The organism is Micromonospora sp. NPDC093243, assembly GCF_044753725.1.
In the GTDB taxonomy this organism is placed as follows: Bacteria; Actinomycetota; Actinomycetes; order Mycobacteriales; family Micromonosporaceae; genus Micromonospora.
On record NZ_JBIVNT010000002.1, the window covers coordinates 148,327 to 173,947 of the forward strand.

Annotated in this window: 25 protein-coding genes, 1 tRNA gene and 1 riboswitch; of the genes, 14 read left to right on the plus strand and 12 right to left on the minus strand. The window is 71.6% G+C overall.

Annotation, left to right across the window (positions count from 1 at the left end):
- Positions 1–36 precede the first annotated feature (36 nt).
- From ACIP9D_RS05415 to ACIP9D_RS05425, 3 genes are all read left to right on the plus strand, one after another.
- Positions 37–1,350 carry a hemolysin family protein gene (locus tag ACIP9D_RS05415; protein ID WP_350868826.1) on the plus strand — a complete coding sequence of 438 codons (1,314 nt, stop codon included), beginning with the start codon at positions 37–39 and terminating at the stop codon, positions 1,348–1,350.
- Entirely contained in the window at positions 1,343–2,344 is a 1,002-nt protein-coding gene (locus ACIP9D_RS05420) for a hemolysin family protein (RefSeq protein WP_350868542.1), read from the plus strand. Before ACIP9D_RS05415 ends, ACIP9D_RS05420 begins: the two co-directional genes overlap by 8 nt.
- 167 nt (positions 2,345–2,511) lie before the next feature.
- The gene (locus ACIP9D_RS05425) at positions 2,512–3,525 is read left to right on the plus strand and encodes an NlpC/P60 family protein (protein ID WP_396700511.1); all 1,014 of its coding nucleotides are present in this window, start codon (positions 2,512–2,514) and stop codon (positions 3,523–3,525) included.
- Between the two features lie 66 nt (positions 3,526–3,591).
- On the opposite strand, the gene ACIP9D_RS05430 is transcribed toward ACIP9D_RS05425, so the two are convergent.
- Complete coding sequence (locus tag ACIP9D_RS05430; RefSeq protein ID WP_350868538.1) at positions 3,592–5,613, minus strand: N-acetylmuramoyl-L-alanine amidase; 2,022 nt, start codon at positions 5,611–5,613, stop codon at positions 3,592–3,594.
- Between the two features lie 239 nt (positions 5,614–5,852).
- A riboswitch (cyclic di-AMP (ydaO/yuaA leader) is annotated at positions 5,853–5,988 on the plus strand.
- 12 nt (positions 5,989–6,000) lie between these two features.
- Here ACIP9D_RS05430 and ACIP9D_RS05435 point away from each other — a divergent pair.
- Positions 6,001–7,041, plus strand: a complete 1,041-nt coding sequence (locus ACIP9D_RS05435; protein WP_350868536.1) for an NlpC/P60 family protein — start codon at positions 6,001–6,003, stop codon at positions 7,039–7,041.
- Between the two features lie 92 nt (positions 7,042–7,133).
- Here ACIP9D_RS05435 and dcd read toward each other — a convergent pair whose 3' ends face one another.
- Positions 7,134–7,712: a dCTP deaminase gene (dcd, locus tag ACIP9D_RS05440; RefSeq protein ID WP_350868534.1), complete on the minus strand. Its 579-nt coding sequence runs from the start codon at positions 7,710–7,712 to the stop codon at positions 7,134–7,136.
- A 99-nt stretch (positions 7,713–7,811) separates the two neighbouring features.
- On the opposite strand from dcd, the gene ACIP9D_RS05445 reads away from it, so the two are divergent.
- Positions 7,812–8,360, plus strand: a complete 549-nt coding sequence (locus tag ACIP9D_RS05445; protein WP_350868532.1) for a pyridoxamine 5'-phosphate oxidase family protein — start codon at positions 7,812–7,814, stop codon at positions 8,358–8,360.
- 71 nt (positions 8,361–8,431) lie between these two features.
- Here the strand turns inward: ACIP9D_RS05445 and ACIP9D_RS05450 are convergent, their stop codons facing one another.
- The gene (locus ACIP9D_RS05450; RefSeq protein WP_350868530.1) at positions 8,432–9,409 is read right to left on the minus strand and encodes a zinc metalloprotease; all 978 of its coding nucleotides are present in this window, start codon (positions 9,407–9,409) and stop codon (positions 8,432–8,434) included.
- A 267-nt stretch (positions 9,410–9,676) separates the two neighbouring features.
- Between ACIP9D_RS05450 and ACIP9D_RS05455 the strand changes: the two genes are divergently transcribed.
- Both ACIP9D_RS05455 and ACIP9D_RS05460 read left to right on the plus strand, forming a co-directional pair.
- Positions 9,677–9,750 (plus strand) — tRNA-Gly (locus tag ACIP9D_RS05455).
- Positions 9,751–9,902: 152 nt separating this feature from the next.
- The gene (locus ACIP9D_RS05460; RefSeq protein WP_350868528.1) at positions 9,903–10,673 is read left to right on the plus strand and encodes a HEAT repeat domain-containing protein; all 771 of its coding nucleotides are present in this window, start codon (positions 9,903–9,905) and stop codon (positions 10,671–10,673) included.
- A gap of 324 nt (positions 10,674–10,997) precedes the next feature.
- On the opposite strand, the gene ACIP9D_RS05465 is transcribed toward ACIP9D_RS05460, so the two are convergent.
- The 3 genes from ACIP9D_RS05465 to ACIP9D_RS05475 are packed head-to-tail and all read right to left on the minus strand — an operon-like array spanning position 10,998 to position 13,909.
- Entirely contained in the window at positions 10,998–12,299 is a 1,302-nt protein-coding gene (locus ACIP9D_RS05465; protein WP_350868526.1) for an MFS transporter, read from the minus strand.
- A 19-nt stretch (positions 12,300–12,318) separates the two neighbouring features.
- Positions 12,319–13,098 (minus strand): aminoglycoside adenylyltransferase domain-containing protein, encoded by a 780-nt coding sequence (locus tag ACIP9D_RS05470; protein WP_350868524.1) that lies wholly within the window; start codon positions 13,096–13,098, stop codon positions 12,319–12,321.
- Between the two features lie 52 nt (positions 13,099–13,150).
- A complete protein-coding gene (locus ACIP9D_RS05475) occupies positions 13,151–13,909 on the minus strand; it encodes a Stf0 family sulfotransferase (RefSeq protein ID WP_350868522.1) in 759 nt (252 codons plus the stop codon).
- A gap of 254 nt (positions 13,910–14,163) precedes the next feature.
- On the opposite strand from ACIP9D_RS05475, the gene ACIP9D_RS05480 reads away from it, so the two are divergent.
- Positions 14,164–16,638 (plus strand): choice-of-anchor D domain-containing protein, encoded by a 2,475-nt coding sequence (locus ACIP9D_RS05480; protein WP_350868520.1) that lies wholly within the window; start codon positions 14,164–14,166, stop codon positions 16,636–16,638.
- Between the two features lie 62 nt (positions 16,639–16,700).
- Here the strand turns inward: ACIP9D_RS05480 and ACIP9D_RS05485 are convergent, their stop codons facing one another.
- Entirely contained in the window at positions 16,701–17,075 is a 375-nt protein-coding gene (locus tag ACIP9D_RS05485) for a VOC family protein (RefSeq protein WP_350868519.1), read from the minus strand.
- 44 nt (positions 17,076–17,119) lie between these two features.
- Entirely contained in the window at positions 17,120–17,605 is a 486-nt protein-coding gene (locus tag ACIP9D_RS05490; RefSeq protein WP_350868517.1) for a GNAT family N-acetyltransferase, read from the minus strand.
- 110 nt (positions 17,606–17,715) lie between these two features.
- Between ACIP9D_RS05490 and ACIP9D_RS05495 the strand changes: the two genes are divergently transcribed.
- Both ACIP9D_RS05495 and ACIP9D_RS05500 read left to right on the plus strand, forming a co-directional pair.
- Positions 17,716–18,237: a SigE family RNA polymerase sigma factor gene (locus ACIP9D_RS05495; protein WP_350868515.1), complete on the plus strand. Its 522-nt coding sequence runs from the start codon at positions 17,716–17,718 to the stop codon at positions 18,235–18,237.
- A gap of 1 nt (position 18,238) precedes the next feature.
- Complete coding sequence (locus ACIP9D_RS05500) at positions 18,239–19,411, plus strand: hypothetical protein (RefSeq protein ID WP_350868513.1); 1,173 nt, start codon at positions 18,239–18,241, stop codon at positions 19,409–19,411.
- 17 nt (positions 19,412–19,428) lie between these two features.
- On the opposite strand, the gene ACIP9D_RS05505 is transcribed toward ACIP9D_RS05500, so the two are convergent.
- Both ACIP9D_RS05505 and ACIP9D_RS05510 read right to left on the minus strand, forming a co-directional pair.
- Positions 19,429–20,526, minus strand: a complete 1,098-nt coding sequence (locus ACIP9D_RS05505; RefSeq protein ID WP_350868511.1) for a hypothetical protein — start codon at positions 20,524–20,526, stop codon at positions 19,429–19,431.
- A gap of 30 nt (positions 20,527–20,556) precedes the next feature.
- Complete coding sequence (locus tag ACIP9D_RS05510; RefSeq protein WP_350868825.1) at positions 20,557–20,877, minus strand: helix-turn-helix transcriptional regulator; 321 nt, start codon at positions 20,875–20,877, stop codon at positions 20,557–20,559.
- An 81-nt stretch (positions 20,878–20,958) separates the two neighbouring features.
- Between ACIP9D_RS05510 and ACIP9D_RS05515 the strand changes: the two genes are divergently transcribed.
- Complete coding sequence (locus tag ACIP9D_RS05515; RefSeq protein ID WP_350868509.1) at positions 20,959–21,837, plus strand: LLM class flavin-dependent oxidoreductase; 879 nt, start codon at positions 20,959–20,961, stop codon at positions 21,835–21,837.
- Positions 21,838–21,880: 43 nt separating this feature from the next.
- Here the strand turns inward: ACIP9D_RS05515 and ACIP9D_RS05520 are convergent, their stop codons facing one another.
- A complete protein-coding gene (locus tag ACIP9D_RS05520) occupies positions 21,881–22,312 on the minus strand; it encodes an ASCH domain-containing protein (protein WP_350868507.1) in 432 nt (143 codons plus the stop codon).
- A gap of 114 nt (positions 22,313–22,426) precedes the next feature.
- Between ACIP9D_RS05520 and ACIP9D_RS05525 the strand changes: the two genes are divergently transcribed.
- A complete protein-coding gene (locus tag ACIP9D_RS05525) occupies positions 22,427–22,954 on the plus strand; it encodes an alpha/beta hydrolase (protein WP_350868505.1) in 528 nt (175 codons plus the stop codon).
- 21 nt (positions 22,955–22,975) lie between these two features.
- Here ACIP9D_RS05525 and ACIP9D_RS05530 read toward each other — a convergent pair whose 3' ends face one another.
- Entirely contained in the window at positions 22,976–23,527 is a 552-nt protein-coding gene (locus ACIP9D_RS05530; protein WP_350868503.1) for a phosphoribosyltransferase family protein, read from the minus strand.
- 187 nt (positions 23,528–23,714) lie between these two features.
- Between ACIP9D_RS05530 and ACIP9D_RS05535 the strand changes: the two genes are divergently transcribed.
- Together ACIP9D_RS05535 and ACIP9D_RS05540 are read left to right on the plus strand one after the other, a co-directional pair.
- Positions 23,715–24,338 (plus strand): septal ring lytic transglycosylase RlpA family protein, encoded by a 624-nt coding sequence (locus tag ACIP9D_RS05535; protein ID WP_350868501.1) that lies wholly within the window; start codon positions 23,715–23,717, stop codon positions 24,336–24,338.
- A 100-nt stretch (positions 24,339–24,438) separates the two neighbouring features.
- Positions 24,439–25,566 carry a PP2C family protein-serine/threonine phosphatase gene (locus tag ACIP9D_RS05540; protein ID WP_350868499.1) on the plus strand — a complete coding sequence of 376 codons (1,128 nt, stop codon included), beginning with the start codon at positions 24,439–24,441 and terminating at the stop codon, positions 25,564–25,566.
- Positions 25,567–25,621 lie beyond the last annotated feature (55 nt).

Below are 25,621 nucleotides of genomic sequence, written 5' to 3' on the forward strand. Positions count from 1 at the left end.
GAGGCGATCATCGACGGCCTGCTATTGATCACGCTGCTGCCCCTGGTCGGCTTCGCCGCGCTGACCGCCGGCAACGCGTTCTTCGTCGCGGCCGAGTTCGCGCTGGTCACCGTCGACCGGGCCGAGATCGACCGGCGGGCCGAGGCCGGCGACGCTCCGGCGGCGGGCGTCCGCCGGGCGTTGCGCGAACTCTCCTTCCAGCTCTCCGGCGCGCAGTTGGGCATCACCATCACCGCGCTGCTCACCGGCTACCTGGCCGAGCCCGCCCTGGCCCGAATCTTCACCCCGGTGCTGCGTCCACTCGCCGGGGACGCCGCCGAGCGGTTCACCCCCTTCCTCGCACTCGCGCTGGCCACCCTGATCTCCATGCTCTTCGGCGAGCTGGTCCCGAAGAACCTCGCGCTGGCCCGGCCGATGCCGACCGCGCTGGCCACCGCCGGCCCGATGCGCGGCTTCTCCCGGACCTTCGGCTGGCTGATCCGGGGGCTCAACGGGTCGGCGAACCGGCTGGTCCGGGCGCTCGGTGTGGAGCCGCAGGAGGAGCTGGCGAGCGCCCGGTCACCGGAGGAGCTGGGCCTGCTCGCGGCGATCTCGGCGCGGGCCGGCGCGCTGCCGCCGGACACCGCGATGTTGCTGCGCCGGACCATCCGGTTCGGCGACAAGCGGGCCGCCGAGGCGATGACCCCACGCGTCGACGTGGTCGCGCTGCGGGCGTCCGCGAGCGTGGCCGAGCTGCTGGCCCTGTCCCGGCAGACCGGGCGGACCCGGTTCCCGGTCTACGAGGAGACCCTCGACCTGGTCACCGGTGTCGCCGGGGTGCCGGACGCGCTCGGCGTGCCGCTCCACCGGCGGGCGGGCACCACGGTCGGCTCGGTGGCCCGTGAACCGGTGTACGTGCCGGAGAGCCTCGACCTCGACGGGGTGCTGGCCGCGCTGCGGGCCGCCGGCGCCGACCTGGCCATCGTGGTCGACGAGTACGGCGGCACGGACGGTGTGGTCACCGTCGAGGACCTGGTGGAGGAGCTGGTCGGCGAGATCGCCGACGAGTTCGACCCGGCCGCGGTGGCCGACGCCGGTCCGGGTGAGCTGACCGTGCCGGGCGGCGAGCGCACCCTGCTCGTGGACGGCGTGCTGCGCTCCGACGAGCTGGCCGAGCGAACCGGGTTCCGGCTGCCCGAGGGGCCGTACGAGACGCTGGCCGGCTTCCTGATGGCCCGGCTGGGGCACATCCCGGTGGCCGGTGAGACGGTCGAGGCGCGCGGCTGGGAGTTCACCGTGGTCGAGGTGGAGCGGCACCGGATCGAACAGGTCCGGGTGGTCCTGCCCGAGGAGCCCGACGGCGATGGCTGAGCTGCTGTTGACCGTGCTGCTGCTGCTCGGCAACGGGTTCTTCGTGGGCAGCGAGTTCGCGCTCATCGCGTCCCGGCGTACCGTGCTCGAACCGCTCGCCGCCAGCTCGCAGCGGGCCCGCTGGGCGCTCTCGGCGATGAACCAGATCCCGCTGATGATCGCCGGGGCTCAGCTCGGCATCACGGTCTGCTCGCTCGGGCTCGGGGCGATCGCCGAACCGGCGCTCGCCCACCTGCTGGAATCGCCGTTCCACGCGGCGGGGCTGCCGGAGCGGGCGGTGCATCCCGTGGCCTTCGTGCTCGCGCTCGGCGTGGTGGTCTTCCTGCACACGGTGGTCGGCGAGATGGTGCCGAAGAACATCACCCTGGCCGGGCCGGAGCCGTCGGCGCTCTGGCTGGGGCCGGCGATGCTCGCCTTCTGCGTGGCGACCAAACCGCTGCTGCTGGCGATGAAGTGGGCCTCGCGGCAGGTGCTGCGGTTCTGGCGGATCGAGGCGACCGACGCGGTCAAGACGGTCTTCACCGCCGAGGAGTTGGCCGGGCTGGTCTCCCAGGCGCGTACCGAGGGGCTGCTCGACGCCGAGGAGCACGCCCGGATCACCGGGGCGCTCGCCCTGCACAGCCGGACGGCGGCCGACGCCCTGCAACCGTGGTCGACCGTGGTGACGGTGGCCGAGGACGTCTCGCCCGCGTCGCTGGAGGTGCTGGCCACCGGCACCGGCCGGTCGCGCTTTCCGGTGGTGGAACGGGCCACCCGCCGGGTGCTCGGCTTCGTGCACGTCAAGGACGTGCTCGGGTACGCCGGACCGGGCCGGCGGGCCCCGGTGCCGATCGAGGTCTACCGGCCGCTGGCAGTGGTGCCGCCGGACCGTACGCTCGCCGACCTGCTGCTCGCGATGCGCCGCGAGCGGCGGCACATGGTGCTGGTCAGCGACGGCCGCCGCCCTCTCGGCGTGGTGACGCTCGACGACGTATTGACAGCCATCGTCGGGTGATCGGCCAACACCCTTGGTGTGCAAGCGGTTGCGCCAGCGTGACGACGCGCGGACTCGCCTTGATTCCGCTCCGGCGCTTCCCTATCGTGGGGCACCGACCGCTGTGGGTCGTCTGCCTCGCCGCTTCCCCTCTGCGAGGCGCCCGGCGGTCGGTTGCAAAGGAGTCGGTGCCGGTGGCAACCATGCCCCCTCATCGTCACGCACCGGGACGATCCGTCCGTCCGGGTGGCCTGCGCCGGGTCGCCCACCGCCTGCTCATTCTGGTCGCTGCCGCGGCCGTCGGTGCCGGCATGCTCGCCGCGCCGGCGCATGCGGAGCCCACGGTCGACGAGATCGAGGCGCAGATCGACAAGCAGTGGGAGCAGTTGGAGCCCACCATCGAGCAGTACAACAAGGTGCGGGCGCAGCTGAAGGTCAACCGGAAGAAGTCGGCTGACCTGGAGAAGAAGATCGAGCCGCTCGCGTTGCAGAGCGAGCTGGCCATGAGCCGGGTCGGCGACCTCGCCTCCCGCTACTACATCGACGGTCCGTCGCAGGACATCGGCGCGCTGCTGGTCAGCGCCAAGCCGAGCACCCTCACCGAGCAGCTCACCATGCTTGACCGGCTGGCCAAGCAGGAGCGCAAGGAGGTCGAGGGGGTGCTCAAGGTCCGCGCGAAGTTCGACGCGGAGAAGCAGAAGCTCGACGCGCTGATCGCCACCCAGGTCAAGCAGCAGGACGAGCTGGCGGCGAAGAAGAAGAAGATCGACGCCGAGATCAAGCGGCTCGAGAAGACGCTGCCGGTGACCACGGTCAAGACGGCGGCGTGCCCGACCGTCAACGGCGTGGTCAGCGCGGCCGCCCGGACCGCGATCAAGACCGCCTGCCAGCAGGTCGGCGACCCGTACGTCTGGGGTGCCACCGGGCCGAACTCGTTCGACTGCTCCGGCCTGACCCAGTACGCCTACAAGGCCGCCGGAATCAGCCTGACCCACTTCACCGGCGCGCAGTGGAACGAGGGCAAGGCCATTCCGCGCTCCGAGGCGCGCCCTGGTGACCTGGTCTTCTTCTTCAGCGACCTGCATCATGTCGGCCTGTACCTGGGCAACGACAAGATGGTGCACGCGCCGCGGGCCGGTAAACCGGTCCAGGTGGCGAGCATCAACAACATGCCGGTCGCCGGGTTCCGCAGACCCAGCTGATCCATCCGTGCCACGACGAGGGCCCCCGGTCGAATCGACCGGGGGCCCTCGCGTCCGCGCCGACGGCTAGCGGGGCGCGCCGACCGGTGACGGGAGCAGCAGCACGTCGTCCAGGTTGACGTACATGACCCGGTGGCCGAACTGGATCTGCGCGTACCGCAGGTCACCGCGGATGACGGTCCAGTCGCCGGGCGACGACCCGTCGAACGTGACCGCCCGGTAGTACTCGCTCGGCACGATCCCGCCGAGGGCGTACCGCTGCCCGGCGGCGAAGGTGTACTGCAACGGCGAGATCGTCTGGTAGGGCACCCCGGCCGGATAGGCCGCCTGCTCCGGGTAGGCCCGCCCGTAGACCGGCACGGTCGCCTTCCCCGGCCGGGGAGTCACCACGAAGCCGGTGGCCCACTTCGCGGTCCGCGCCGTGGCGGGATTGTGGAACCACGCCTTCTGGCCGAGGTACCAGATCGCGGTCCAGTCGCCGCGCACCTCGGCCACCGCGTATGTCTGCCCCGCCGAGGCGCGGGCACCGTGGTCCGAGATGTACATGGTGTCCGGTGTGCCGTCCGGCCGCTCACCGAGGTCGTTGACGAGCGGCGCGTCGTGGCTGGGCGCGCTGTGCAGGATCACCGCGGACGAGCCGCGCAGCGGGCAGGGCTCGGCCGGCGGCGGCGGGGTCGGCACGCCGGGCGGCTGCTGGTTGCACCCGATGAAGGCCGGCCGGTTGGTGGTGACGTCCGGGTCGATGGTGACCAGGCCGGTCCGGGCCGTGCCGGTGGTCCGGAACGGCGCCCGGAGCAGGTCGAAGTAGTGCGACCAGTCCCAGTAGGGGCCCGGGTCCCAGTGCATCCCGGCGACGGTGGACGCCACCGTGCCCGGGACGTTGTCGTGCCCGATGATGTGCTGCCGGTCCAGCGGGATGTTGAACCGCAGCGCCAGGTGCCGCACGAGCTTGGCCGAGGCCCGGTACATCGCCTCGGTGTACCAGGTGCCGTGCCCGGCGAAACCCTCGTGCTCGATGCCGATGGACTTCGCGTTGACGTACCAGTTGCCGGCCTGCCAGCCGACGTCCTTGGCCTTGATGTGCTGGGCGACGTGCCCGTCGACCGAACGCAGCGTGTAGTGCCAGCCCAGGTAGTCGGCCTGCTGTACCAACCCGACGCTGGGGCCGTAGTAGCCCTCGGTGTCGTGGATGACGATGTACTCCAGCTTCTGCTGCGCCGGACGGTTGCCCAGGTCGTGGTTGCCGTAGTCGCCGGCGCCCGGGCCGTACTTCTCGTACGGTGCCGGGATCCACTCGCAGCCGAGGCCGACCGGGCACTCCAGCCCGTCCGGTCGCTCCGCCCGACGCAGCCCGAGCCGGTGCAGCCCGGACTGGTCGGGGCTGACCGCCCGGGCGGCGAGGGTGACCTGGTGGCCGTCGTCGGTGCGGCGGCTCGCACCGGAGCGGAGTTGGTCGTACACCTCGTCGGCGAAGGCCGCGGCGGTCTCCTCGGTGTCGGCGCCCGAGTAGCGGGCGACCGCGCCGTACCACGCGGCCGGGTCGCTCGCCGCGCCGAGCGGGCCGCCGAGCTCCCGCTGGTACGCGGCGAGCAGCGCGGCGCCGCCGCGGATGTTGGTGGCCGGATCGGATCGGAGGGCGTCGACGCTCGCGCCGGTGAGCGCGGCGGCGGCCTGCAGGGTCTGCACCGCGGCGGCGAGCGGGGCGTTCCTGCTCGTGGTGGCGCCGGCCGGCGCGGTGACGGTGAACGGTCGGGACTCGTCACCGCGTGGGTCCTCGTGCGCGTCGACATGGAAGCCGGCGGGCTGCGACGTGACGTGCGCGACGTCGGTCAGGTGCAGCGGACCGAAGCCGCCGCTGGTGCTCGGCGTGCCGGCGTGGGTGTCCCAGCGGGACTCCAGGTACGAGACGCCGAGCAGGACGTTCTCCGGTACGCCGTACTCCGCCGCCGCGGCGGCGTACTGCTGCTGGCGGTCGTCGGGCGACGCGGCCGCGGCCGGGACGCCACCGAGTGGCACCGCTGTCGTGGCCGTGACCACGGCGGCGGTGAGCAGGGCGAGTCTGCTCCTCGACAGGGTTGAACGGTGCATCGAACCCCCCAGGTCGGACGGGTAGGGATGGGGTCACCTTGGCCCCGCCGCGACCACTGCGTCAATACCTTTCCATCTATCAACATTCACGGTAGGAAATCTTCATGACGGACCGAGGGTGCGCCACCGCGACCCGGGTACGGAGTGTCACGGCCCCATGGGTTGCGGATCGATAACGACCATCTCTACTCTGGTCATTCGTCGGCCCGCCAACAGTTCCGTCCAGCCGGGGCGGTAACGGTCCGACACCGCCGAGTCGCTCGCGAGCGAGCCGGGGACCCAGGTTTCCGGGGTGAATCCGCAGTCACTGCGGTAGGGCGCCTACCTTCCCGCCCGAACCCGTCAGCTAACCCGGTAGGCGGTCAGGAAGAAGGAGCCCGAAGCCCGGTGGCCCACCATGCCCCGCGGCCTCCGTCCCGGTGGCCGGCGACAGCCGGCCCGGCGACGGTTGCGCCGCGCCCACGCTGGTCCCGCTTCACCCTCATTCTCGCCGCACTGCTCGGTGTCGCCGTCGTCCTGACCGGCGGCGCCAAGGCGGCCCACGCCGACCCGTCGGTCGCCGAGATCGAGCGCCAGATCGACGAGGACTGGAACAAGCTCGAACCCATCATCGAGCGGCACAACGCCACCCGGCAGGACCTCGCCGCCAAGCGCAAGCAGGCCGACGCGTTGGGTGCCCGGATCAAGCCGCTGCAACTCCAGGTCGACCAGGCCATGGACAAGGTCAGCGCGCTCGCGGTACGCGCGTACAAGGGCGAGAACGTCCTCACCATCAACGCCGTGCTCGGCAGCCAGAACCCGAGCGAGGTGGTCGGGCAGCTCGAGCTGCTCGACCGGTTCGCCCACAACCAGCAGCAGGACGTGCAGCAGGTTGCCAACCTGCGCGATCAGCTGGCCCGGCAGAAGGCGCCGCTCGACGAGATGGTCGCCCAGCTCACCCGGACCGAGGCCCAGCTCGCGGCCAAGAAGAAGCAGATCAACGCCGAGATCGACCGGCTGCAGAAGCTCCGGATCAAGGTGTACGGCAACGGCGGCGGCGGTTCGCTGCGGCCCGCCCCCTGCCCGGCCAGCTATCCGGGCGGGGCCGCCGGCACCGCGGTCAAGTTCGCCTGCGCCCAGATCGGCAAGCCCTACGTGTGGGGCGCCGAGGGCCCGAACTCGTACGACTGCTCAGGGCTGATGCTCGCCGCCTGGGCGAAGGCCGGGGTCTCGCTGCCGCACAACGCCGCGCAGCAGAGCCGGGTGACCAAGAACGTCAGTCGGGCCAACCTGCGCGCCGGTGACCTCGTCTTCTACTACAGCGACATCCACCACGTCGGCATGTACGTCGGCGGCGGCTGGGTGGTGCACGCCTCCCAGGCGGGCGTACCGGTCAAGATGAAGAAGGTCGACGACGGCCCGATCCACAGCTACGGCCGACCCGGCTGACCCGCGTACCTGAGAGAAGGGCCCGCTCCGTTGCCGGAGCGGGCCCTTCGTCACCGGCGACGCGCTCTGTGGTCAGCCGAGCTGTGCGGGGATCAGCGGGTGGGCCAGGCGCGCCAGTTCTGCCAGGAGCGGCTCGGGGTCGGGCCCCGCTGGCCCTGGTAGCGCGAACCGTAGACGGCCGAGCCGTACGGGTGCTCGGCCGGCGAGGAGAGCCGGAAGATGCAGAGCTGCCCGATCTTCATGCCCGGCCAGAGGGTGATCGGCAGGTTGGCCACGTTGGACAGCTCCAGCGTCACGTGGCCGGAGAAGCCCGGGTCGATGAAGCCGGCGGTGGAGTGGGTCAGCAGGCCCAGCCGGCCGAGGCTCGACTTGCCCTCCAGCCGGCCGGCGAGCTGCTCGCCGAGCGAGATCACCTCGAGGGTCGAGGCGAGCACGAACTCCCCCGGGTGCAGCACGAACGGCTCCCCGTCGGGCACCTCGACCACCGAGGTCAGGTCGTCCTGCTGCATCGCCGGATCGATGTGGGTGTAGAGGTGGTTGTTGAAGACCCGGAAGAGCCGGTCGAGGCGTACGTCGATGCTCGACGGTTGCACCAGGGTGGGCTCGAACGGCTCCAACCCGAGCGTGCCGGCCTTGATCTCGGTGACCAGGTCGCGGTCGGAGAGCAGCATCGGACCACCATAGCGAGGCCCGTCAGGAAGGCCGGATCCGGTGCCGGTGACCAGCGCGTCGCGGTCGCTCCTCGTACATTTGTTCGATAGAATGTCGGCATGGCTTCCTGGTCCGAATTCGCCGCTGACGAGCCCCGCCTCGCCAACGGGATCCGCGTTCTCCTGCAGCAGTACGGTCCGGGCTTCGGCTACCTGGCCACGGTCCGCGCCGACGGCGGGCCCCGGGTGCACCCGGTGTCGCCGGTGATCACCGACGAGGGGCTCTTCTGCTTCGTCATCGACTCGCCCAAGCGGCGCGACCTCGAGCGCGACGGGCGCTACGCGCTGCACTCGTTCCCGCCGGAGGAGAGCGACGACGAGGCCTACGTCGCGGGCCACGCCCGACCGGTCACCGATCAGGCCCGGGTGGCCCGGCTGGCCGCGAGTGCCGGGGCGGCGCCGCAGGTCGACTGGCGGCTCTTCGAGTTCACCGTCGACGTGGCGATGCTGGCCCGGCGTGACTCGGGCGGCGCCGGCGGGCCCGCCGAGAGCTTCGGCCGCCCCGCCGTCCAGGTCTGGCTCGACCCGCACGCCGCCGACCAGCCGGCCGCGCCGACGCCGGTGCTGGCCGGCGCCGCCCGATGCGACGCCCACCGCTCGGCCGCCTGAGCACATCCTGGGGAGGAAAGCCGGTGCCGGCCCCGTCGCGACGGGGCCGGCACCGGTGGTACGCGGATCGGCTACGCGGCGCGGTAGGCGTTCCACGCGGTCAGCATCCGGCTCGCCTGCCCAGCGGTGAACTGGTACATGCACGAGTCGTAGGTGTAGTCCATGAAGTTGGTGATCGGGTCCAGGCCGGTCGCGGTGCAGGTGTCCCGCCCGGTCGGGCACTGGTAGGCCGGCGAGGCCTCGGCCGGGGTGTCGCTGACGCTGTCGCCCTGGCCACCACAGCCACCCTGGAAGGTGTGGTAGAGGTTCAGCCAGTGGCCGACCTCGTGGGTGCCGGTGTCGCCCTGGTTGTAGTTGGTGGAGGTGCCGCCGGGCAGCGACTCGCCCAGCACGACCACGCCGTCCGTGCTGCTCAGCTTCCGCTGCGGGAAGGTGGCCCAGCCCAGCAGGTCGTCGCTCAGTTCGCCCAGGTAGACGTTGAGGGTGTTCTTGCCGCCTTCGCGCAGCGCGGTCTTCATCTGCCGCTCGGCGGACGAGCCGTACACGATCGGGTACCAGGCCGGGTTGGTCACCCGGTTGATCTTCGTCAGCTGGAAGCCGAAGGCGGTCGCCGCGCCTCCGGTGCCGCCGGCGTAGGCCTGGTTCAGCACGCTGATCTGCGAGTTGATCATCGAGTCCGGGATGTTGCCGCCGGCCCGGGTGCTGTCGCGCTGGATCACGTGCACGACGACCGGGATGGTGATGGCGGCCAGCGGGGCGGCGCCGGCTCGCTTGTTGCTGCGCTCTCGCAGCGCGGCGGCCAGGTCGGCCTCCCGCTCCTGGGCCTGCTTGACGGTCAGCTCGTTGGGTTCGTGCTTGGCCGCGCCGCCCGCCTTGACGCGGGCGTCCGAGTGGACGTCGGCCGGCTCCGAGCAGGTCTCGGCCGGGGCGGCGGCGAAGGCCGAAGCGGCCGGGACGACGCCCACCGCGGCGGTGCTGAGCAGCAGCGCGAGGGTCGTCGACGCGACACCGGCGGCACGCCGGGTCAGCAGGTTGGGACGGAGTCCCATGGGCCCACCTCTTTCTGTCGGCGTGACAGGGGGTGTGTCACGCCGTGGCTGAAACGTGTGGCCGACGTTACAACCGATCGACAGATTTGAGAACGCCCATACCTTGTCGTGGGGAAACTTTTCCTGCCCAGCGTGGGCCGTGACCGGCCCGGTCGGGTCGTCGACGCATCTCCGCCGCCCGCCTCGTCGAACGGGCGTCCGGCGCGCCTCGCGCCGAGGGGTACCTGGGTGCACGGGGCTGGTGACTCAGGTACAGTGGTGCCGCTTGCGGGTGTAGTTCAATGGCAGAACATCAGCTTCCCAAGCTGACAGTGCGGGTTCGATTCCCGTCACCCGCTCCACATACGGAAGCCCTGGTCAGGACAGATGTCCCGCCAGGGCTTCCGTGGTTCTAGGCCATGCCGAGGGTCAGCCGCCGCCTTCCCGCTGATCTAGGTTGTCATCTGTGCCTGACCGATCCTGGGAGCTGACTCACCGTGACCATGAGGTTCGGTTGGACGCACTGCATGCCCTCTTGGCTGGGGCGGAGAGAGGGGACGCGGCCTCGAAGCAGGCCCTCAAGGAGATCGTGACCGGGTACCGGAACTTCGACCCCGAGATCTACTCCCGCGCGTTGAATCTCCTTGTGCTGTTCGGTGACGAGTCGCTGGCCGAAGCGCTCCTCGCCGCGCTTGGCGACGAGGAGTACGGATGCCAGGCGTGGGCCGCGACCGGCTGCGGCATCCTGCGCCTTCAGGCGGCCGCCCCGGTGCTGATCGACCTACTTCGTCACCCGGATGCTCTCGTCCGCGAGAGCGCCTGCGAAGCTCTGGGAGAGATCCGCGACCCCAGCACGATCACGCCCCTCGCACAGGTGCTCGATGACCCAGCCGAGCACGTCAGAGCCGCTGCCGCGTACGCCCTGGCTGACATCGGCGACGACGAGGCCATCGAGCAGTTGTGGACTGCGCTGGAGTCGCCCCGTCGGCCCGTGCGTGCCGGCTACCTGTCGGCCGCGCTGGCGCGCCCTGCCACCAAAACGCTCGACCGCCTGATCCAGGCGACCTCACACGACGATCCGGAAGTGCGCTTCTGGGCAGCACGAGCACTCGGCGCTACCGGCGACGATCGAGCTGAGAAAGTCTTGACGCGCCTCGCGGCCGAGGACCACGCCAGGGTGCGAACCGGCGCGCACGTCAGTACCGCGGCCAAGAAGGCGCTGAAGACGCTGCGGAACATCCGCGAACACGGGCGGAAAGAGCGCGCCCGAGCGCCGCGCGGATGATCTCGTTCTGGTGTTGCGGGTCAGCGGGGCCGACGGTACCGCAGGCGTTTCGGCAGCACAGTCGGTTCAGCGCGTCCTGCCAAACCGGCGGTTCGGGCCGATCAAGGCTCCCGCGGCAAGGAAGCTGCGGCGGCGACAGCCTCCGCGACGCACTCGTAGTCCTTCACCATGGGGCCGACCAAGCGCGGTTCGGGCTCGACTGCCTCGACCAGCCCGCGTACCAGATCGCGGATCCTGGCCTCGTGCGACGGCCGACGGATGCGAGGGTGTCGCCGATGGAAGCTGTCCCAGCGGCGGAAGCCGATGTCGACGAGGCGCTCGCGGTCATCGGGTGAGGCGATCGGACATCCCTGATTCCGCAGCTTCGCCAACGCCACCAGTGCGGCTGCGCGAGCCCGGTTGGCCATCTCGCCTCTCCGTTACTTTCGATGGGTGGGCCGCCGGCATCGCGGGGCCGGCTGCGGGCCGGGCACGGTGCCGCCACGCGTCGACGGCGAGCACCGCGAGTGCGGCCAGGGTCAGGAGCCCACCGATCAAGGCGAGCAGCCGCGGTCCCGGTCCGGGCAGCAGGATTCCGCCGAGCAGCGATCCGGCGGCGATGCCCGCGTTGAAGGCGGTGCTGACGCCGGCCGAGGCGAGATCGGTGCTGCCGGGGGCGAGTTGCAGCATCCGGTTCTGCACGGCGGTGGCGAACGCCGCGTAGGCGATGCCGACGCCGGCGAGCAGCACGACCGTGGCGGGTCGGAGCGCGCCGAGTGCGTACAGGCCGAGCAGGGAAGCGGCGCCGATGCTCAGCGGTGCCAGCAGCGACGCGGTCGGGTGGGTGTCGAGGGTGCGGGCCACGATGATCGTGCCGACCACGCCGGCCGCGCCGGAGACGAAGAGCAGTGGTGCCAGCGCGGCGTCGGTGAAGCCGCTGACGTCGAGCAGGAGCGGCGTGACGTAGGTCTGCAGGATCAGGAAGCCGCCGACACCGACGGCGGTCGCGATCAGGAGCATCGCGAAGCGCCGCGCGTCGGGCGAGGTGCCACGAGCGGCGCCGCCGGACTCCGGCGAGTAGGACGGGATCAGCACGACAACCACGGCGGCAGCCACCACGCCGATCCCGGCCATCACCGCGAACGCCGCCCGCCAGCCGGCCTGCTGCCCGAGCCAGGTGCCGGCCGGAACCCCGAGCACCGGGGCGAGCGCCGCCCCGGTCGAGAACAGCGCCACCACCCGACCGCGCACCGCGACCGGAAAGAGGCCGGTCACGGCGGGCGAGACGACGGACCAGAACAGCGCCTGGGTGAGCGCGGTGACGAGGCGGGCGCCGGCCAGCACGGCGTACGTCGACGCGAACGCGGCCACGGCGTTCGCGGCGGCGAACAGAAGCATGGTGACGCCGAGCAGTTGGCGGCGGGGAACCCGTTGGGTCAACCGGGCCAGCGGCACGGACGCCAGCACGACCACCACCGCGTACCCGCTGACCAGCAGGCCCACCTGCGAGCGTGAGCGGTCGAGATCGGGCGCGATGAGGGTGAGCAGACCGATCGGCAGCAGCTCGGTCGTGATGAACGCGAACGCGGTGAGGGACAGGACGACAAGGGCGGCCGAGGCCCTGCGCGGCGAAACCTGCGGTGCCAATTTCTGCCTTCCAGCCTTGTCAGGACGACGCGAAGCGGTGCCAGGCGTCGGCGGCGACCGCGTTGACGCTGTCGGCTGCGGCGGCGAGGTCTGCGGCGGTGAACCGTTCCGCCTCGCCCGCACGCCAGCGGACCGCTCGATGGGCGAGATCCGCGTACTCCGGGAACAAGTGCGCGAGATAGTCGCCCGCCGTGGCCTTCGAGATGATGTCACCGTGGGCCAGCGTGTAGTGCGACCGCGCGGGCCCGAGCACGAACCAGCTCACCGTGCCGGCGTCCATTTCCGCGTCGGGAGCCACGCCGGCCAGCGCTGACGGAATCGTTGCCGCTGTCGACTGCCAGTACTCCCGCAGGTTGTCGAGGTTGTAGCGGCGTACCTGCTCCGGGTCGACCTGTACGCCCAGCGCGGCAACGGCCGGGCCACGGACCGGGATGCCGTATCGCTGCAGGGTCAGCCACAGCACCGGCGTCAGTTCACCGCAGGGCTTGTCGGTCTTGAACTCGCCGCCGACCACGAACGGGACGCTTCGCCGGTCATCCGGCCAGGACCGTGCCAGCGCGGGCTCCAGGTAGACACCGTCGAGATGGGGCGGGCGAGGCAGCTCGGCATGGATCCGCGCGAGCTGGGCGAGGTCGTCGACTGTCGCCGGTCGTGAGGTCATGACCACCATGTCGACGTCGCTGACCCCGGGCTGCCAGGCGCCGAGCGCGGCGGACCCGACGAGGTAGAGGCCACGCACGTAGCCCGGCAGTGCCTCATCGACCGTCCGGAGATAACCCTGCGTCCGCTCCTCGACCACGGGGGTGACCGTAGCAACCAGAGCTCAGGGCGGGCGCCCGCTTCCCGCGGCGTCATGGCTCCTGGTGTCGGTAGCGGTCGATCCATTGCTCGTTGACCTCATCGGCTTGGCGTTGGTGTCGGGCGGCGATCGTGCTCCCGACGGGCAGGTCGAGCCCGAGGAAGTCGAGGATGCGGCGCGTCGTGGTGAGCATGTCCGCGTCCAGCTCCTCGTATCGCACGACGTGCGGCTGAATCCCCCACGAGGCGAACCAGGCCTCGCACGCCGCGTTGTGTTCGGTGATCACTTCGATGAAGTGGCGGATGCCGTCCGCGTCGAAGCGGGGCGCCTGCCCGTTGCCGGCGCTGCCGCTGATCTCACCGTTGCCACCGACGAACCACTTGGCGGTCTGCTCCGCGCGTAGCCAGGACACCGCTTGGGCCACCAGGTCCTCACGGCGCAGGAAGACGAAACGGGTACGGCCGAAAGCCTTTTCCAGTAGCGCGAGGTCGTTGCCCCTCAGGTGCGGGTAGACCGTCGCGAGCTTGCCGACGAGTTCGTCCAGGGTGCCCCACATCAGCTTCGCGCCGAACACGCCGTTGTCGGTCCGCCCGGTGGCCAGTGCGGCCCGGATGTAGTCCGCATAGTCGAACCCGCCTTCGGCCGTGCGGGCGAGCTGCCACCGGTCGGCCCACATCGGCTCGTCGGGTGCGCGGAAGTAGGCCTGCGGTTGACCGGCGACCCCGCTGGACTCCAGCAGCCCCAGCAGCAGCGAACTCCCGGTGCGCGGAGTGGCGCAGACGAAGTACGAGTCGATGGATTCCGAAGGCATGACCGCAGGTAAATGCAGCGGGGCGGCGGCCCGCAACTGAATTCGTCAGTCGTCGACGCCGGGGCCCCTCCTTTCGGAGCGGGCCCCGGTTCGATTCGGCGCCACCTTGGAAACCGTCGCAGCTCGCCGTAATCGGGCTCGATCGCTGCCCAGGTTCGTCCGGTCGGCCATTGCCGGAGATCGTTCCGGCTCCCTACGCTCCCGGAGCCCGGCATCTGTCCGGGCCTCAAAACCCTGACCGTCATGGGGGATTCGTGCGTACCCTTCGCGGCGCCCTGGTGGGCGCCATCGCACTTCTCGTCATCACCACAGCATCCGCCGGGCCGGCACAGGCGGCGGACGTCACGCCGCCGTCGGCTCCCCACACCGCCCTGACCATGAACTTCGAGGGCCTGGGCTACATCGACGGGAGCTTCTCGTACGAGGCGTCCCGGAACACGCTGGAGCTCTACCAGCAGAATGCCAACGGCTACGCGCTCGTGATGCGCGGCTTCACGACGAACCAATGGCACTACCTCGACGTGACACCGCCCATCGGCACCCGCTTCGTGGCGGGACAGACCTATCAGACGACGCGGAACTTCTCTCCCCAGCAGTCGACCACCGTCCTGAACGTCAGCGGGGACGGCCAGAGCTGCGACTGGAGCAGCACCCCGGGAACCCTCGACGTCACTGAGGCGGAGTACGGCGACGACGGGAAGTTCACCGCCTTCGCCGCCACCTACTCCGTCCCCTGCGGCGCGAGCGGCCGGGCGAAGGGTGAGATCCGCTTCCAGTCCAGCATCGGCTACCGGGCGACGGACAGCTGGGAGTACCGGCTCCAGGCGGGGCAGCAGCCGGCCGGTATGCCCGGCACGCCGAAGGCCGTCACGGTCGAGGTCAACGGAAGTGAGCCGACCACGTTCGGCGCCGCCTCCCTCTCCGGCGCGGACCCGGGCGCCTTCGAGATCTCGGCCAACACCTGCTCCGGCAACACCCTGACGTACGGGCAGACCTGCCAGCTGACCGTCACACCGAAGGCCTCGGTCCTCGGTGAGCAGACCGCCCTGTTGACGCTGGTCGAGAACTCGGTCGCCGGCAAGGTCAGGCGGCTGCTCTCGCTCACCGGCTACGACCCCCGTGACACCACCGCCTCTCCGCCGTACGTGAGCTTCGGTTACGTGCCCGCGTACGACACGTCGGCGCCGCAGACCGTGACGCTCACCGGGGCCACCGACCTGCCGATCACCTTCGGCAAGGCGAGCGTCCAGGGCGAAAACGCCGGCATGTTCAAGATCACCAGCGACGGTTGCTCGCAGAAGACCCTGAACAAGGGGCAGACCTGCTCGATGAGCGCGGTGGCGCGCCCGTCGACGGAGCAGGTCGGGGCGATGCTGACGCTTCCGGACAACAGCTTCACCGGTAAGACCGAGGTTTCGCTGGGCGTCTCTGGCTACTCCGACGACCGCGGCACCTACTACCCGATTTCGCCGTACCGAATCATGGACACCCGGTACGGCAAGGGCGCTCCGAAGCGCCCGATCGGGCCCGGCTCGGTGGTCGGCCTCCAGGTGACCGGCTCGGGCGGCGTGACGACCGAGGCCGGCACGGTGGTGCTGAACGTGACCGTCACCGGCCCGACCACCGACGGATTCGTCACCGTCTACCCGGCCGGTCTGTCGCGCCCGACCGCGTCCTCGGTGAACTTCACCAAGGGGTGGACCGGCGCGAACTCGGTCACGGTGAAGGTCGGCACCGGCGGCAAGGTGAACGTCTACAACAACACCGGCTCGTCGCACGTCATCATCGACGTCGTCGGCTACTACTCCAAGGGCCACGAGTGCTGCTCGGGGTACATGGGCGGCCAGTACCACCCGCTGGCCAAGCCGGTCCGCCTGACCGACACCCGCACCTGGGGCGACGGCCGCATCCCCGGCGGGTACTACATCAACTCGGCGGCGAACTGGGGAACGAACAACTCGAAGATCCGGGCGTTCGCGGTGAACATCACGGCGACCCAGCCGTCGTCGGCGGGCTTCCTGACCGCCTGGAACGGTTACGCGGGCGGCCAGCCCGACACGTCGACGCTGAACTACACCGCCGGCGCCACCGTGCCGAACTTCGCGATCGTGCCGACGAGCCCGTGTGACCGGTGCGGCAGCGCGACCGGTTGGCCCTCCATCGGGGTGTACACGCACTCGCCGGCGCACATCGTGGTCGACATCGTCGGGTTCTACGACGACGGGTCGCTCCCCGACGGCCTGCGGTTCCAGTCGACCGCGCCGACCCGGATCGCGGACACGCGTAGTGGTCAGGGCTGGCCGTCGCGGCTCGGCCCGGGCGGCGTCGCGACGATCCCGACGCCGGCGACGATCGCGGGCACCGACACGTGGGCTCTGGCGACGAACGTGACGGCGGTCAAGCCCACCTCGACGACCGTCCTCACGGTGTGGCCGTCGGGCGCGACCCGACCGGGCACGTCGAACATGAACCCCCGGGCGGGCTCGCTGGTGTCCAACGCGGTGCAGACGATGATCGGCGCGGACAACAAGTTCAACGTCCACAACCTCTCCGGATACACCAACGTGGTGGTCGACGTCGTCGGCACGTTCTACCTCTATCCGCCGTCGCCGCCCGCGGGCTGGGGTACCGGGCTCAGGTCGGTCGCCCCGTCGTCAGGCGCCCGGACCGCGGCCCCCGAAGCCGCCGCGCCGGAGGTGTCGACAGCTCAACTGGTGAAGCGGTCCTAGCAACCGAGACACCGTGAGTGGATGGCCTGCGGCAGCATCGCCGCAGGCCATCCGCGTGCCGTTCAGAGGTAGAGGCAGAACGGGTGGCCGGCCGGGTCGAGGTGAACCCGTACGTCGTCCTGGGGCTGGAAGTCGGCCAGGGTGGCGCCCGCGGCCACCGCGTGGGCCGAGGCCGCCGCCAGGTCGTCGACCTTGATGTCGAGGTGGGCCATCATCTGCGGATCGTGCGGACCGGCCGGCCAGACCGGTCGTACGTAGGCCGGCTCGCTCTGGAACGCCAGGCCGGCGCCGCCGTCCGGCGCGCGCAGCGTCACCCAGTCCGGCTCGTCCTCATTCCGCGACCACCCGAGCAGGCGTTCGTAGAACGCGGCGAGTTCCCGGGCGTCGGGCGCATCCAGCACGGTGGTGGTCAGGCTCAGCCGAGGTCGATCTGCCATGCCACCGTCCGTACCCACCTCGGGGCAGGCCGCAACCACCCCGACTAGTTCGTCAACTCGCGGAGGTGGCGCAGCCCGGGACGACCGTCGAGCACGACGTCGCCGATCGGGGTGAACCCGGTCCGCCGGAGCACTCCGAGCGAGCCGGCGTTCTCCAACGCGGCCGACGCGACCAGCCGGCGCAGCCCGTACTCGTCGCGGGCCAGGTCGCAGACGCGGCGGACGCCGCCGGTGGCGACCCCACGCCCGGTGGCCCGCTCGGCCACCCGGAAGCCCAACTCGGCGCCGCCGTCGGCGACGTCGACCAGGTTGAACCGGCCCAGCACGGCCCCGTCGTCGTCGACCAGGACGTGGAAGTGGATCAGGCCGGCCGACTGCTCCGCGAGCAGCGCCGCGTGCCGGGCGGCGAAGCCGGTGAAGTAGTCGTCGCCGCGGTCCGGCACCGATCGTGCGAAGAAGGCCCGGTTCTCCCGCTCGAAGCGGAGCAGTGCGGGGGCGTGCCGTGCGTCGAGCCGCTGGAGTTCGGGCATCGCGGAACCGTAGCAACCGGTGGCGCCCGCGCGCCGTCCGATAAACGTGGGTACGGCGTTAACCCGACCGCCCTCCCAGCGCGTTTACCAGCCGGGAGGTACACATACACATGCAGCGATCCGGGGAACTGACGCCACCGGAGGGCTTCGCCGAGTTCGTCGCGGCGCGGTCCGGGGTGCTGCTGCGTTCGGCGTGGCTGCTCACCGGTGACGCGGGTCGGGCCGAGGACCTGTTGCAGACGGTCCTCGCGGACGCCTGGCGGCGCTGGGCCAGGATCACCACCGCCGGGTATCCCGAGGCGTACGTGCGGAAGGCGCTGTTCACCACGTACGTCTCCTGGTGGCGACGTCGTTGGCGCGGTGAGATCCCGGGCCGGGCGACGGACGAGCCCGGGTACGGCGACGTGGCCACCGAATCCGCCGACCGGGACGCGTTACGTCGCGCCCTGGCCCGGCTGACCCGCCAACAGCGGGCCATCGTGGTGCTGCGCTATGTCGAGGACCTCAGCGTGGAGCGGACCGCCGAACTGCTGGGGTGCTCGCACGGCACGGTCAAGGTGCAGGCCTTCCGCGCGCTCCGGACCCTGCGCACCGACCCGAATCTTGAGCTCTTCGCCGCGTGGAGGTCATGACGTGACGTACGAGGACGAGGACATCAAACTCCTGCTGACCGGGGCGGTCCCCCCGCTGCCGGCGCCGCCGGACCGGCTCGGCGCGGTGGCCCGGCGGGTGCGCCGGCGTCGGCGCCGCCAGACCGGGAGCCTCCTGCTCGCGGTGGTCCTCACCATCGGGCTGGGCGCCGGCGGCACCGCGCTGATGACCGGCGGCGACCGTGCCCCGGCCCGGCACACGGTGGCCGACCCGACCGTGACCGAGCTGCGTTGTCCGGCCGACCTCAGCGAGTTCCCGGATCTTCAGTCGGCCCGGTACGGCGGGTCCGAGCCGCTGGTGCCCGAGGGCGCCGTGGAGATCACGGCATGCGAGGTGCCGCATCCGGCCGGCATGGGCGGGACCCCGCCGAGTGCCCCCCGGGTGCTGACCACCGGGGTCGGTGACCTCGTGCGGATGCTCAACTCCCTGCCGCCGCAGCAGACCAGGCCCGGCGGCAGGTCACCGGCGGCCGGGCAGCCGGACGACGGCGAGGGCCTCCGCTGCACCATGCAGGCCCGCTACTCCGACATCGCCTACGTGCTGCGCTACCGCGACCGTGCCCCGGTCACCGTCTACACCAGCAACAACTGCCAGGTGGTGGTGAGCGGCGCCCAGGGTCGGGGGCTCGACCCGGAGCTGTTCGCCGGCTTCCTCGACCGGTACCGCGCGCAGGTGTTGGCGCGGACGGCACCGGCCAGCATTGTGACCCCAGCCTGCCCATCGACGCTGCCGGTCAGCCGGCTCCGGCTGACCCCGAACCGCTCCGGTCTGGACGACCGGATCTCGGTCGACAACCCCAGTCAGCGGCCGCAGCTGCCGACCCGACTGGTGGCCGTGACAGCCTGCCGGTACGAGATCGGTCAGACCACGGCCCGGCTGACTCGGCAGGAGAGCGATCGGGACGGGGCCGAGGCCATCCGCCCGGTGCTCAACACCGCGAGCGCCAAGGGCAAGGTCACGAACTGCGGTAGTTATCCGGGCTATCCGCCGCCGACCGCCATGGATTCCCTGCTGGTGGCGGACGCGACCGGCGCCACCGCGGAGTTCTGGCTACGTCGGGCGCCCTGCACGGCGCTGGTCAGGGGTAAGAGCAGTCCCGTCACGGTGACGGACGCCCTGCTGGACGTGGTCGACGAGCTGCTCGGCCCCACGTGACCGGGTCGGTGACCCGCTCAGCCGGTGGCGGTGGTGGTCAGCGGGCCGGGATCGCGTCGCGGCAGGGTGGCGAGCGCCAGCCCGCAGAGGGCGCAGCCGGCGCCGACCACGAAGAAGAGCGAGAGCGCGGGCTGGCCGAGCCACTCCCAGAGCGGGTGCCACACCGGGTGCGGTTCGTCGCGATGGTGCTGTAGCAGCTGCGGCGCGGCCAGCACCGCCGGCGACCACCAGAGCAGCATGGTGATCGTGTGCAGGACGGTGACGGCGTCGGCGGCGCGGTGGGGTCGTTCGGTGCGGCGGCTGGCCCAGCCGAACACCAGCCAGCCGGCGACGGCGCCGATCAGTCCACCGAGGACACCGGCGGGCAGGACGGCGGGCGGGGTCGCCCGGCGCAGGGCCACCGTGACGGGGGTGCTGTCGACGGAGGGCCGGGCGGGCAACGACAGGTCGAGGCCGGTGTCCCCCCGACGGGCGAAGATCATGGTGTCGCGGGCCGCCGGGTCGCAGCTGATGCCCGTGCACGTCGTGCCGGGCACGACGTGTGGCGGGTACACCCGCCAGCCGGTCTCCCGGAGCCGGCGCTGCGCGAGCGCGAGGGTCTCCTGCTGCGAGGCGGGGGGTACGCCGGTCACGACCGCCACGACGGCCCCCTGCTGGTATTCGCCGCCGTCGCCGAGCAGCACGGAATCGAGGTTCTCCAGCCGCAACGGCTGGCTGTAGAAGGTGAAGAGCGCGGTCGGGGAATCCATCTCCTTGGCGGCGTACCCCGGCAGCACCTCGGCGACGAGCGCGGTGGTCTCGGCCCGGTCGGGCAGAGGCCGGGCGGTCTGCCAGGCGACCCAGCTGGTCAGCGCGGCGCTGAAGAGCCCGCAGATCACGGCGGTGAGCACGGCCCAGGCGACGACGGTGTAGCTGGCCGGCCGGCCGAGTCGGCTGCGCAGGCCGTGCCGGAGCAGGTCGACCGTCTCACGCGGCGTCGGCCGCGTCCGCCCCGGCGTGGCGGACTCCAGCAGCACCGCCACCATCTCCTCGCCGCGCAGCCGCCGCCACTCGCGGGGATAGCAGAGCAGCAGCCTCCGGTAGCGGTTGGCGAGGGGGTCGCCGGTCGGCGGCATGGCCGTCCCTTCGTCTCGGGTGGCGCGGGGTCAGGCGGTATGGGGCCGGAGGGTGCGCAGCCGGGCCTCGGCGGCGTTGGTGAGCTGCCGGAGCCGGGCGGTCTCGACGTCGAGGGCCTGGAGTCCCTGGTGGGTGAGCCGGTAGTAGCGACGTAGCCGGCCCTCGACCTGCTCATCCCGATCGTGCGCGACGAGCCCCTGCGCGACGAGCCGGTCCAGCGCGGTGTAGAGCGTCCCGGGCAGCAGGTGGACGCGGGCCTCGGAGATCGCGGCGACGTCCTGAATGATGCCGTAACCGTGCCGGGACCCGCCGGCGAGCGCGGTGAGGATGAGGAAGGTCGGCTCGCGCATGGAGGCCACGGGCTGACGATAGATAGATGATCGATACATGGTCAAGGCCCGTTCCCGGCCCGCCCGGCTAGGCTGGCGATCATGCGGATTGGCATCGTGATCCTTCCCGACCAGCGTTGGTCCGAGTCGCAGCGGCGCTGGCGGCAGGCGGACGAGTGGGGCTTCGACCACGCCTGGACGTACGACCACCTGGGCTGGCGGGACCTCGTCGACGGGCCCTGGTTCGACTCGATCACCACCCTGACCGCGGCGGCGACGGTCACCTCCCGGATCCGCCTCGGCACCCTCGTCGCCTCGCCCAACTTCCGGCACCCGGCCGCCTTCGCCCGGCAGATCACCGCGCTCGACGACGTCTCCGACGGTCGGCTGCTACTGGGCATCGGCGCCGGCGGCATCGGCTTCGACGCCACCGTGCTCGGCGGCGAGACCCTGCCCCCACGCCAGCGGGTGGACCGGTTCGCCGAGTTCACCGAGCTGCTCGACCTGGTGCTCCGGCAGGACGGCACCACCTGGCGCGGCGAGTGGTTCGCCGCCGTGGACGCCCGCAGCAACCCGGGCTGCGTACAGACCCCGCGGGTGCCGTTCGTGCTGGCCGCGAACGGTCCGCGTTCGATGCGGCTGGTGGCCCGCTTCGGTCAGGGCTGGGTCACCACCGGCACCGACGCCGACGACCTGGCGGCCTGGTGGGACGGGGTCGCCGAGCTCTCGGCGCGACTCGACCGGACGCTGGACGAGGCCGGCCGCGACCCGGCCAGCCTGGACCGGTACCTCTCCCTGGACGCGGCCCCGGTCTTCTCGCTGAGCAGCGCCGACTTCTTCGCCAGCCAGGTCGAGCGGGCGGCCGGCCTGGGCTTCACCGACGTGGTCACCCACTGGCCCCGGGCCAGCAGTTGGTACGCCGGGGACGAGGAGATCCTGGTGGACGTGGCCACCCGCCTCCTGCCGGAGCTGCGCGGCTGAGACGCGCGGGCGGCCCGCGCGACCTACCTCCCGCGCGGGTTGCTCAGGTGCCGAGGTCGCCGGTGCCGATGCCGCCCTCGTCGGCGGAGGTGAGCCGGAAGCGCAGGCAGGCGATCTCCGTGTCGTCGGTGACCGTCGTGCCGAGACGTGCCCAGTAGGCGGCGTGGCCGGAGCGCCAGTCCTCGATCGAGCGGTCCCCCTCGCCCTCCGACCGGGCGAAGTCCCAGCTGACGTCGGCGAAGCGGACCACCTCGACGCCGGTGATCTGCACGACCCCCACCAACTGGTCGGCGTCGTCGACCAGGACCAGCCGCTCGCCGACCTGCTCCAGCTCCTCGCCCTCCGCGGCGTACTCGGTGAGCAACCCGGCGGTCGCGGTCTTCACTCCGGCGAGCACCAGGGCGTTCAGGTTCGTCCGCAGCTCACCGGGGGTGCCGAGAGCGAGGGTGCGCAGTCCGCCGATCCGAGGCCACATCCTGCCGAGGCTAGGCGAGAGCCCTCGCCCCCGCCGCCGGTTTTCGTCCACCCCCGCGCCGCCGCCGCTGGCGTTACGGTGACGGAGCGGCTGTCGGAGGATGAGGAGGCGATCATGGCGGATCGGCGGGCGGTGCTCATCCCTGGGCAGGGCTACGACACCCGGGCTCCGCTCTTCGCCTACATCGGCGAGGCGCTCCGGCGCTCCGACTTCGACCTGCACGAAATCTCGTGGCAGGTGCCCGGCGGGCTCGGCCAGGACCAGCTCGGCGCCTGGGTGGCCGAGCAGGTCGCCGCGAGCCTGACCGAACCGACCGACCTGGTGGTCGGCAAGTCGCTCGGCAGTCTCGCCGCGCCGCTCGCCGCCGAGCGGCAGGTGCCGGCTGTCTGGCTCACCCCGCTGCTGCACATGCCGGAGGTGGTGGCGGCGTTGGAGCGGGCCACCGAACCGTTCCTGCTCATCGGTGGTGGCGCGGACCCGTTGTGGGACGGCCCGCTGGCCAGCCGGCTCACCCGGCACGTGCTGGAGATCCTGGACGCCGACCACTCGCTGCTGGTGCCCGGTCCGATGGTCGCCTCGGCGGACGCGCTCGGCCGGGTCTGCATGGCGGTCGAGGAGTTCGTCCGGATCACCTCGGTCTAGCGGGCGCCCCTCCGCGGAACCTCAGTCGGGCAGGTCGGTGGCGGTGACCAGGGCGCGGACCCGCAACTCCGCGGCGACCTCCGGCGGGCAGTCGACGGCGACGGCGGCGGTGCCGACCGGCTCGGCCCCGCGGGCCGCGCAGATCTCATAGAGGGCACGGACCTGGGCGCCGGTGGCCACCCAGTCGTCCACGACCAGCACCCGGTCGCCCGGCGCGAGGTGCCGGTCCCGGACGGCCAGGTCGACCCGACGACCCCGGAAGTCCGGTGGGCTCTGCGCCCAGGTCAGTGGACCGGCCGGCAGTCGACCGTCGCCCGGTTTGTGCGCGGCCACGAATCCCACCCCGAGCGCGGTCGCGGCCAGCGGGCCGACCAGCAGACCGGTGACCGCGGGAGAGACCACCACGGTCGGCCGGGCGGCGCGGAACGGGGCCACCAGGGCGGGCCCCAGCGCGGCCAGCACCGTCGGGTCCCGCCACCAACCGGACACGTCGCTGACCAGGTGGCTGGCGCCGGGGCCGGGGTCGATCCAGCGGATCAGGTGGGCCAGACGTTCGGTCAGCTCGGCGGGCATCTGCCCATCTTCGGCCACCGGCTCGGCGCGGGCGGGCAGTGGGGCCGGCTGGCCGACGGTGGGTCGGATGATCGGCTACACGTATCCCTGCATATACGGGCATACCACCATGATCACGTTGACTTCGGAAGTACTTCTCTCGTTACGGTCCGACCCGGCTTGTTGGCACGACGAAAGGACCGGGCTGGTGGCTGGTAGGCACCTCCGTACCCGCAGGATCTCCTCGCCGGCCGGCATTGCGGCCACGGCGGCGGTCGGGGTGGCGCTCGCCATCGGCGGCACCGTCGGCACCGTGCAGCTGACCTCGGGTTCGGCCGAGTCCCGCCCGGTCGCCGTCGACCTCACACCCACCACCGCGGCGAGCACGCCGGCACCCAGCTCGCCGGCCGCGTCGCCGAGCGTGAGCAGCACGCCGAGCCCGACCGCCAGCCGCTCGGCGCAGGCGGCCTCGCGCGGCAAGGCGCGCACCGCCGCACCGAAGCCCTCCCCGACCAAGCGGAAGACGACGGCGCCGGCTCCGAAGGTGCTGGAGAGCGGCAGCTGCGGCGCGTCGTTCTACTCCGACGGGCAGTTGACCGCGAACGGCGAGAACTTCAACCCGGACGAGCTGACCGCGGCGCACAAGACCCTGCCGTTCAACACCAAGGTCCGGGTGACCAACCCGGCCAACGGCAAGTCCGTCACGGTACGCATCAACGACCGCGGGCCGTTCATCGACGGCCGCTGCCTCGACCTGTCCCGGGCCGCCTTCGCCACCATCGCCTCCCTGGACGTCGGCGCGACGACGGTCCGGTACGAGGTGCTCGGCTGACCCGGTGCTCGACGGCGATCGGACCGGTGTCGCGATCCAGCCGGGCAGAACCTCCTCAGACGACGGGCCAGGTTCATTCACCCGTTCACGTCAATCAGGCATGCTGTCCCTCGTACGCACGCATCCCTTCCAGTCGGGCCGTAGCCCGCTGAGCCCCGGATCCCGCGCCGGCCTCGGCGCGGCCCTCGCCCTGCTCGTGATCGTCTCGGCGATCGAGCTGGCGGACGGCCGGCCGGCGCACTACATCGCGCTGATGGTGGGGGCTCCGTTCCTCGCGGCGGCGCTGGCGTCCTGGCGGGTGGTGCTCGGCGTGGGCATCGCGGCCACCGCGATCGGGACCGCCTTCGCGCTCTGCGACTGGTCGATCTCCCTGGTCAACGGCGTGAACGTGGCGGGCATCACGCTGGCCACCGCGATCGCGGCCTCGGTGGCCTCGGTGCGCCAGCGGCAGGCGGAGCGGATCGCCGAGCTGACCAAGCTCGCCGCGGTCGCCCAGCAGGCGGTGCTGCGCCCGCTCGGCCCGCAGGTCGGCACGCTCTCGGTCGCCGGGCGCTACATCTCCTCCACGGCCACCGCGGAGATCGGCGGTGACCTGTACGAGGCGATCGACACCCCGTACGGCGTCCGCATGATCATCGGTGACGTACGCGGCAAGGGCCTGGACGCGGTCCGGTTGGCCAGCATCGTGCTCGGCTCCTACCGGCACGTGGCGTACGAGCGGGCCGACCTGCGCGCGGTCGTCACCGACCTGGACCGGGCGGTGGCCCGCAGCGTGGGCGACGAGGACTTCGTGACCGCCGCGCTGGTCGAGGAGCGGGGTGGCACCCTCACGATCGTCAACTGCGGGCACCCGCCGCCGTTGCTGCTGCGGCGCGGCGCGGTGATCCCGCTCGAACCGCCCGCGCCGGCGCCCCCGCTCGGCTTCATGCCGGTGGTACGGCCCCGGGTCGAGCGGCTGGAGCCGGGTGACCGGCTGCTGCTCTTCACCGACGGGCTGGGCGAGGCGCGCCGGGACGGGGAGTTCTTCCCGACCGCCGACCGGGCCTGGCGGCTGCTCGGCCACGGCACGGTCGCCGACGGGCTGGCCTCGCTGGAGACCGCGCTGGTGGAGTGGGTGCACGGCCGGCTCGACGACGACATCGCGCTGGTCCTGATGGAGTACGCCGGTCCCCGCACCGGGGCGACGGCGGCTGTGCCGAGCTGGGAGGTCGGCGCGGCGGAGAGCTGACATACGCTCGCCTGACGTGCCGGGGGCACACCCGAACCGGAAGTGTGTAATGGCT

Excerpts from the sequence above, each read along its gene's own strand:
- ACIP9D_RS05420 (WP_350868542.1), top strand. The coding sequence starts at position 1,343 with ATGGCTGAGCTGCTGTTGACCGTGCTGCTGCTGCTCGGCAACGGGTTC.
- ACIP9D_RS05430 (WP_350868538.1), bottom strand. The coding sequence starts at position 5,613 with ATGCACCGTTCAACCCTGTCGAGGAGCAGACTCGCCCTGCTCACCGCC.
- dcd (WP_350868534.1), bottom strand. The coding sequence starts at position 7,712 with ATGCTGCTCTCCGACCGCGACCTGGTCACCGAGATCAAGGCCGGCACG.
- ACIP9D_RS05445 (WP_350868532.1), top strand. The coding sequence starts at position 7,812 with ATGGCTTCCTGGTCCGAATTCGCCGCTGACGAGCCCCGCCTCGCCAAC.
- ACIP9D_RS05450 (WP_350868530.1), bottom strand. The coding sequence starts at position 9,409 with ATGGGACTCCGTCCCAACCTGCTGACCCGGCGTGCCGCCGGTGTCGCG.
- ACIP9D_RS05475 (WP_350868522.1), bottom strand. The coding sequence starts at position 13,909 with ATGCCTTCGGAATCCATCGACTCGTACTTCGTCTGCGCCACTCCGCGC.
- ACIP9D_RS05485 (WP_350868519.1), bottom strand. The coding sequence starts at position 17,075 with ATGGCAGATCGACCTCGGCTGAGCCTGACCACCACCGTGCTGGATGCG.
- ACIP9D_RS05490 (WP_350868517.1), bottom strand. The coding sequence starts at position 17,605 with ATGCCCGAACTCCAGCGGCTCGACGCACGGCACGCCCCCGCACTGCTC.
- ACIP9D_RS05495 (WP_350868515.1), top strand. The coding sequence starts at position 17,716 with ATGCAGCGATCCGGGGAACTGACGCCACCGGAGGGCTTCGCCGAGTTC.
- ACIP9D_RS05505 (WP_350868511.1), bottom strand. The coding sequence starts at position 20,526 with ATGCCGCCGACCGGCGACCCCCTCGCCAACCGCTACCGGAGGCTGCTG.
- ACIP9D_RS05510 (WP_350868825.1), bottom strand. The coding sequence starts at position 20,877 with ATGCGCGAGCCGACCTTCCTCATCCTCACCGCGCTCGCCGGCGGGTCC.
- ACIP9D_RS05515 (WP_350868509.1), top strand. The coding sequence starts at position 20,959 with ATGCGGATTGGCATCGTGATCCTTCCCGACCAGCGTTGGTCCGAGTCG.
- ACIP9D_RS05520 (WP_350868507.1), bottom strand. The coding sequence starts at position 22,312 with ATGTGGCCTCGGATCGGCGGACTGCGCACCCTCGCTCTCGGCACCCCC.
- ACIP9D_RS05525 (WP_350868505.1), top strand. The coding sequence starts at position 22,427 with ATGGCGGATCGGCGGGCGGTGCTCATCCCTGGGCAGGGCTACGACACC.
- ACIP9D_RS05530 (WP_350868503.1), bottom strand. The coding sequence starts at position 23,527 with ATGCCCGCCGAGCTGACCGAACGTCTGGCCCACCTGATCCGCTGGATC.
- ACIP9D_RS05540 (WP_350868499.1), top strand. The coding sequence starts at position 24,439 with ATGCTGTCCCTCGTACGCACGCATCCCTTCCAGTCGGGCCGTAGCCCG.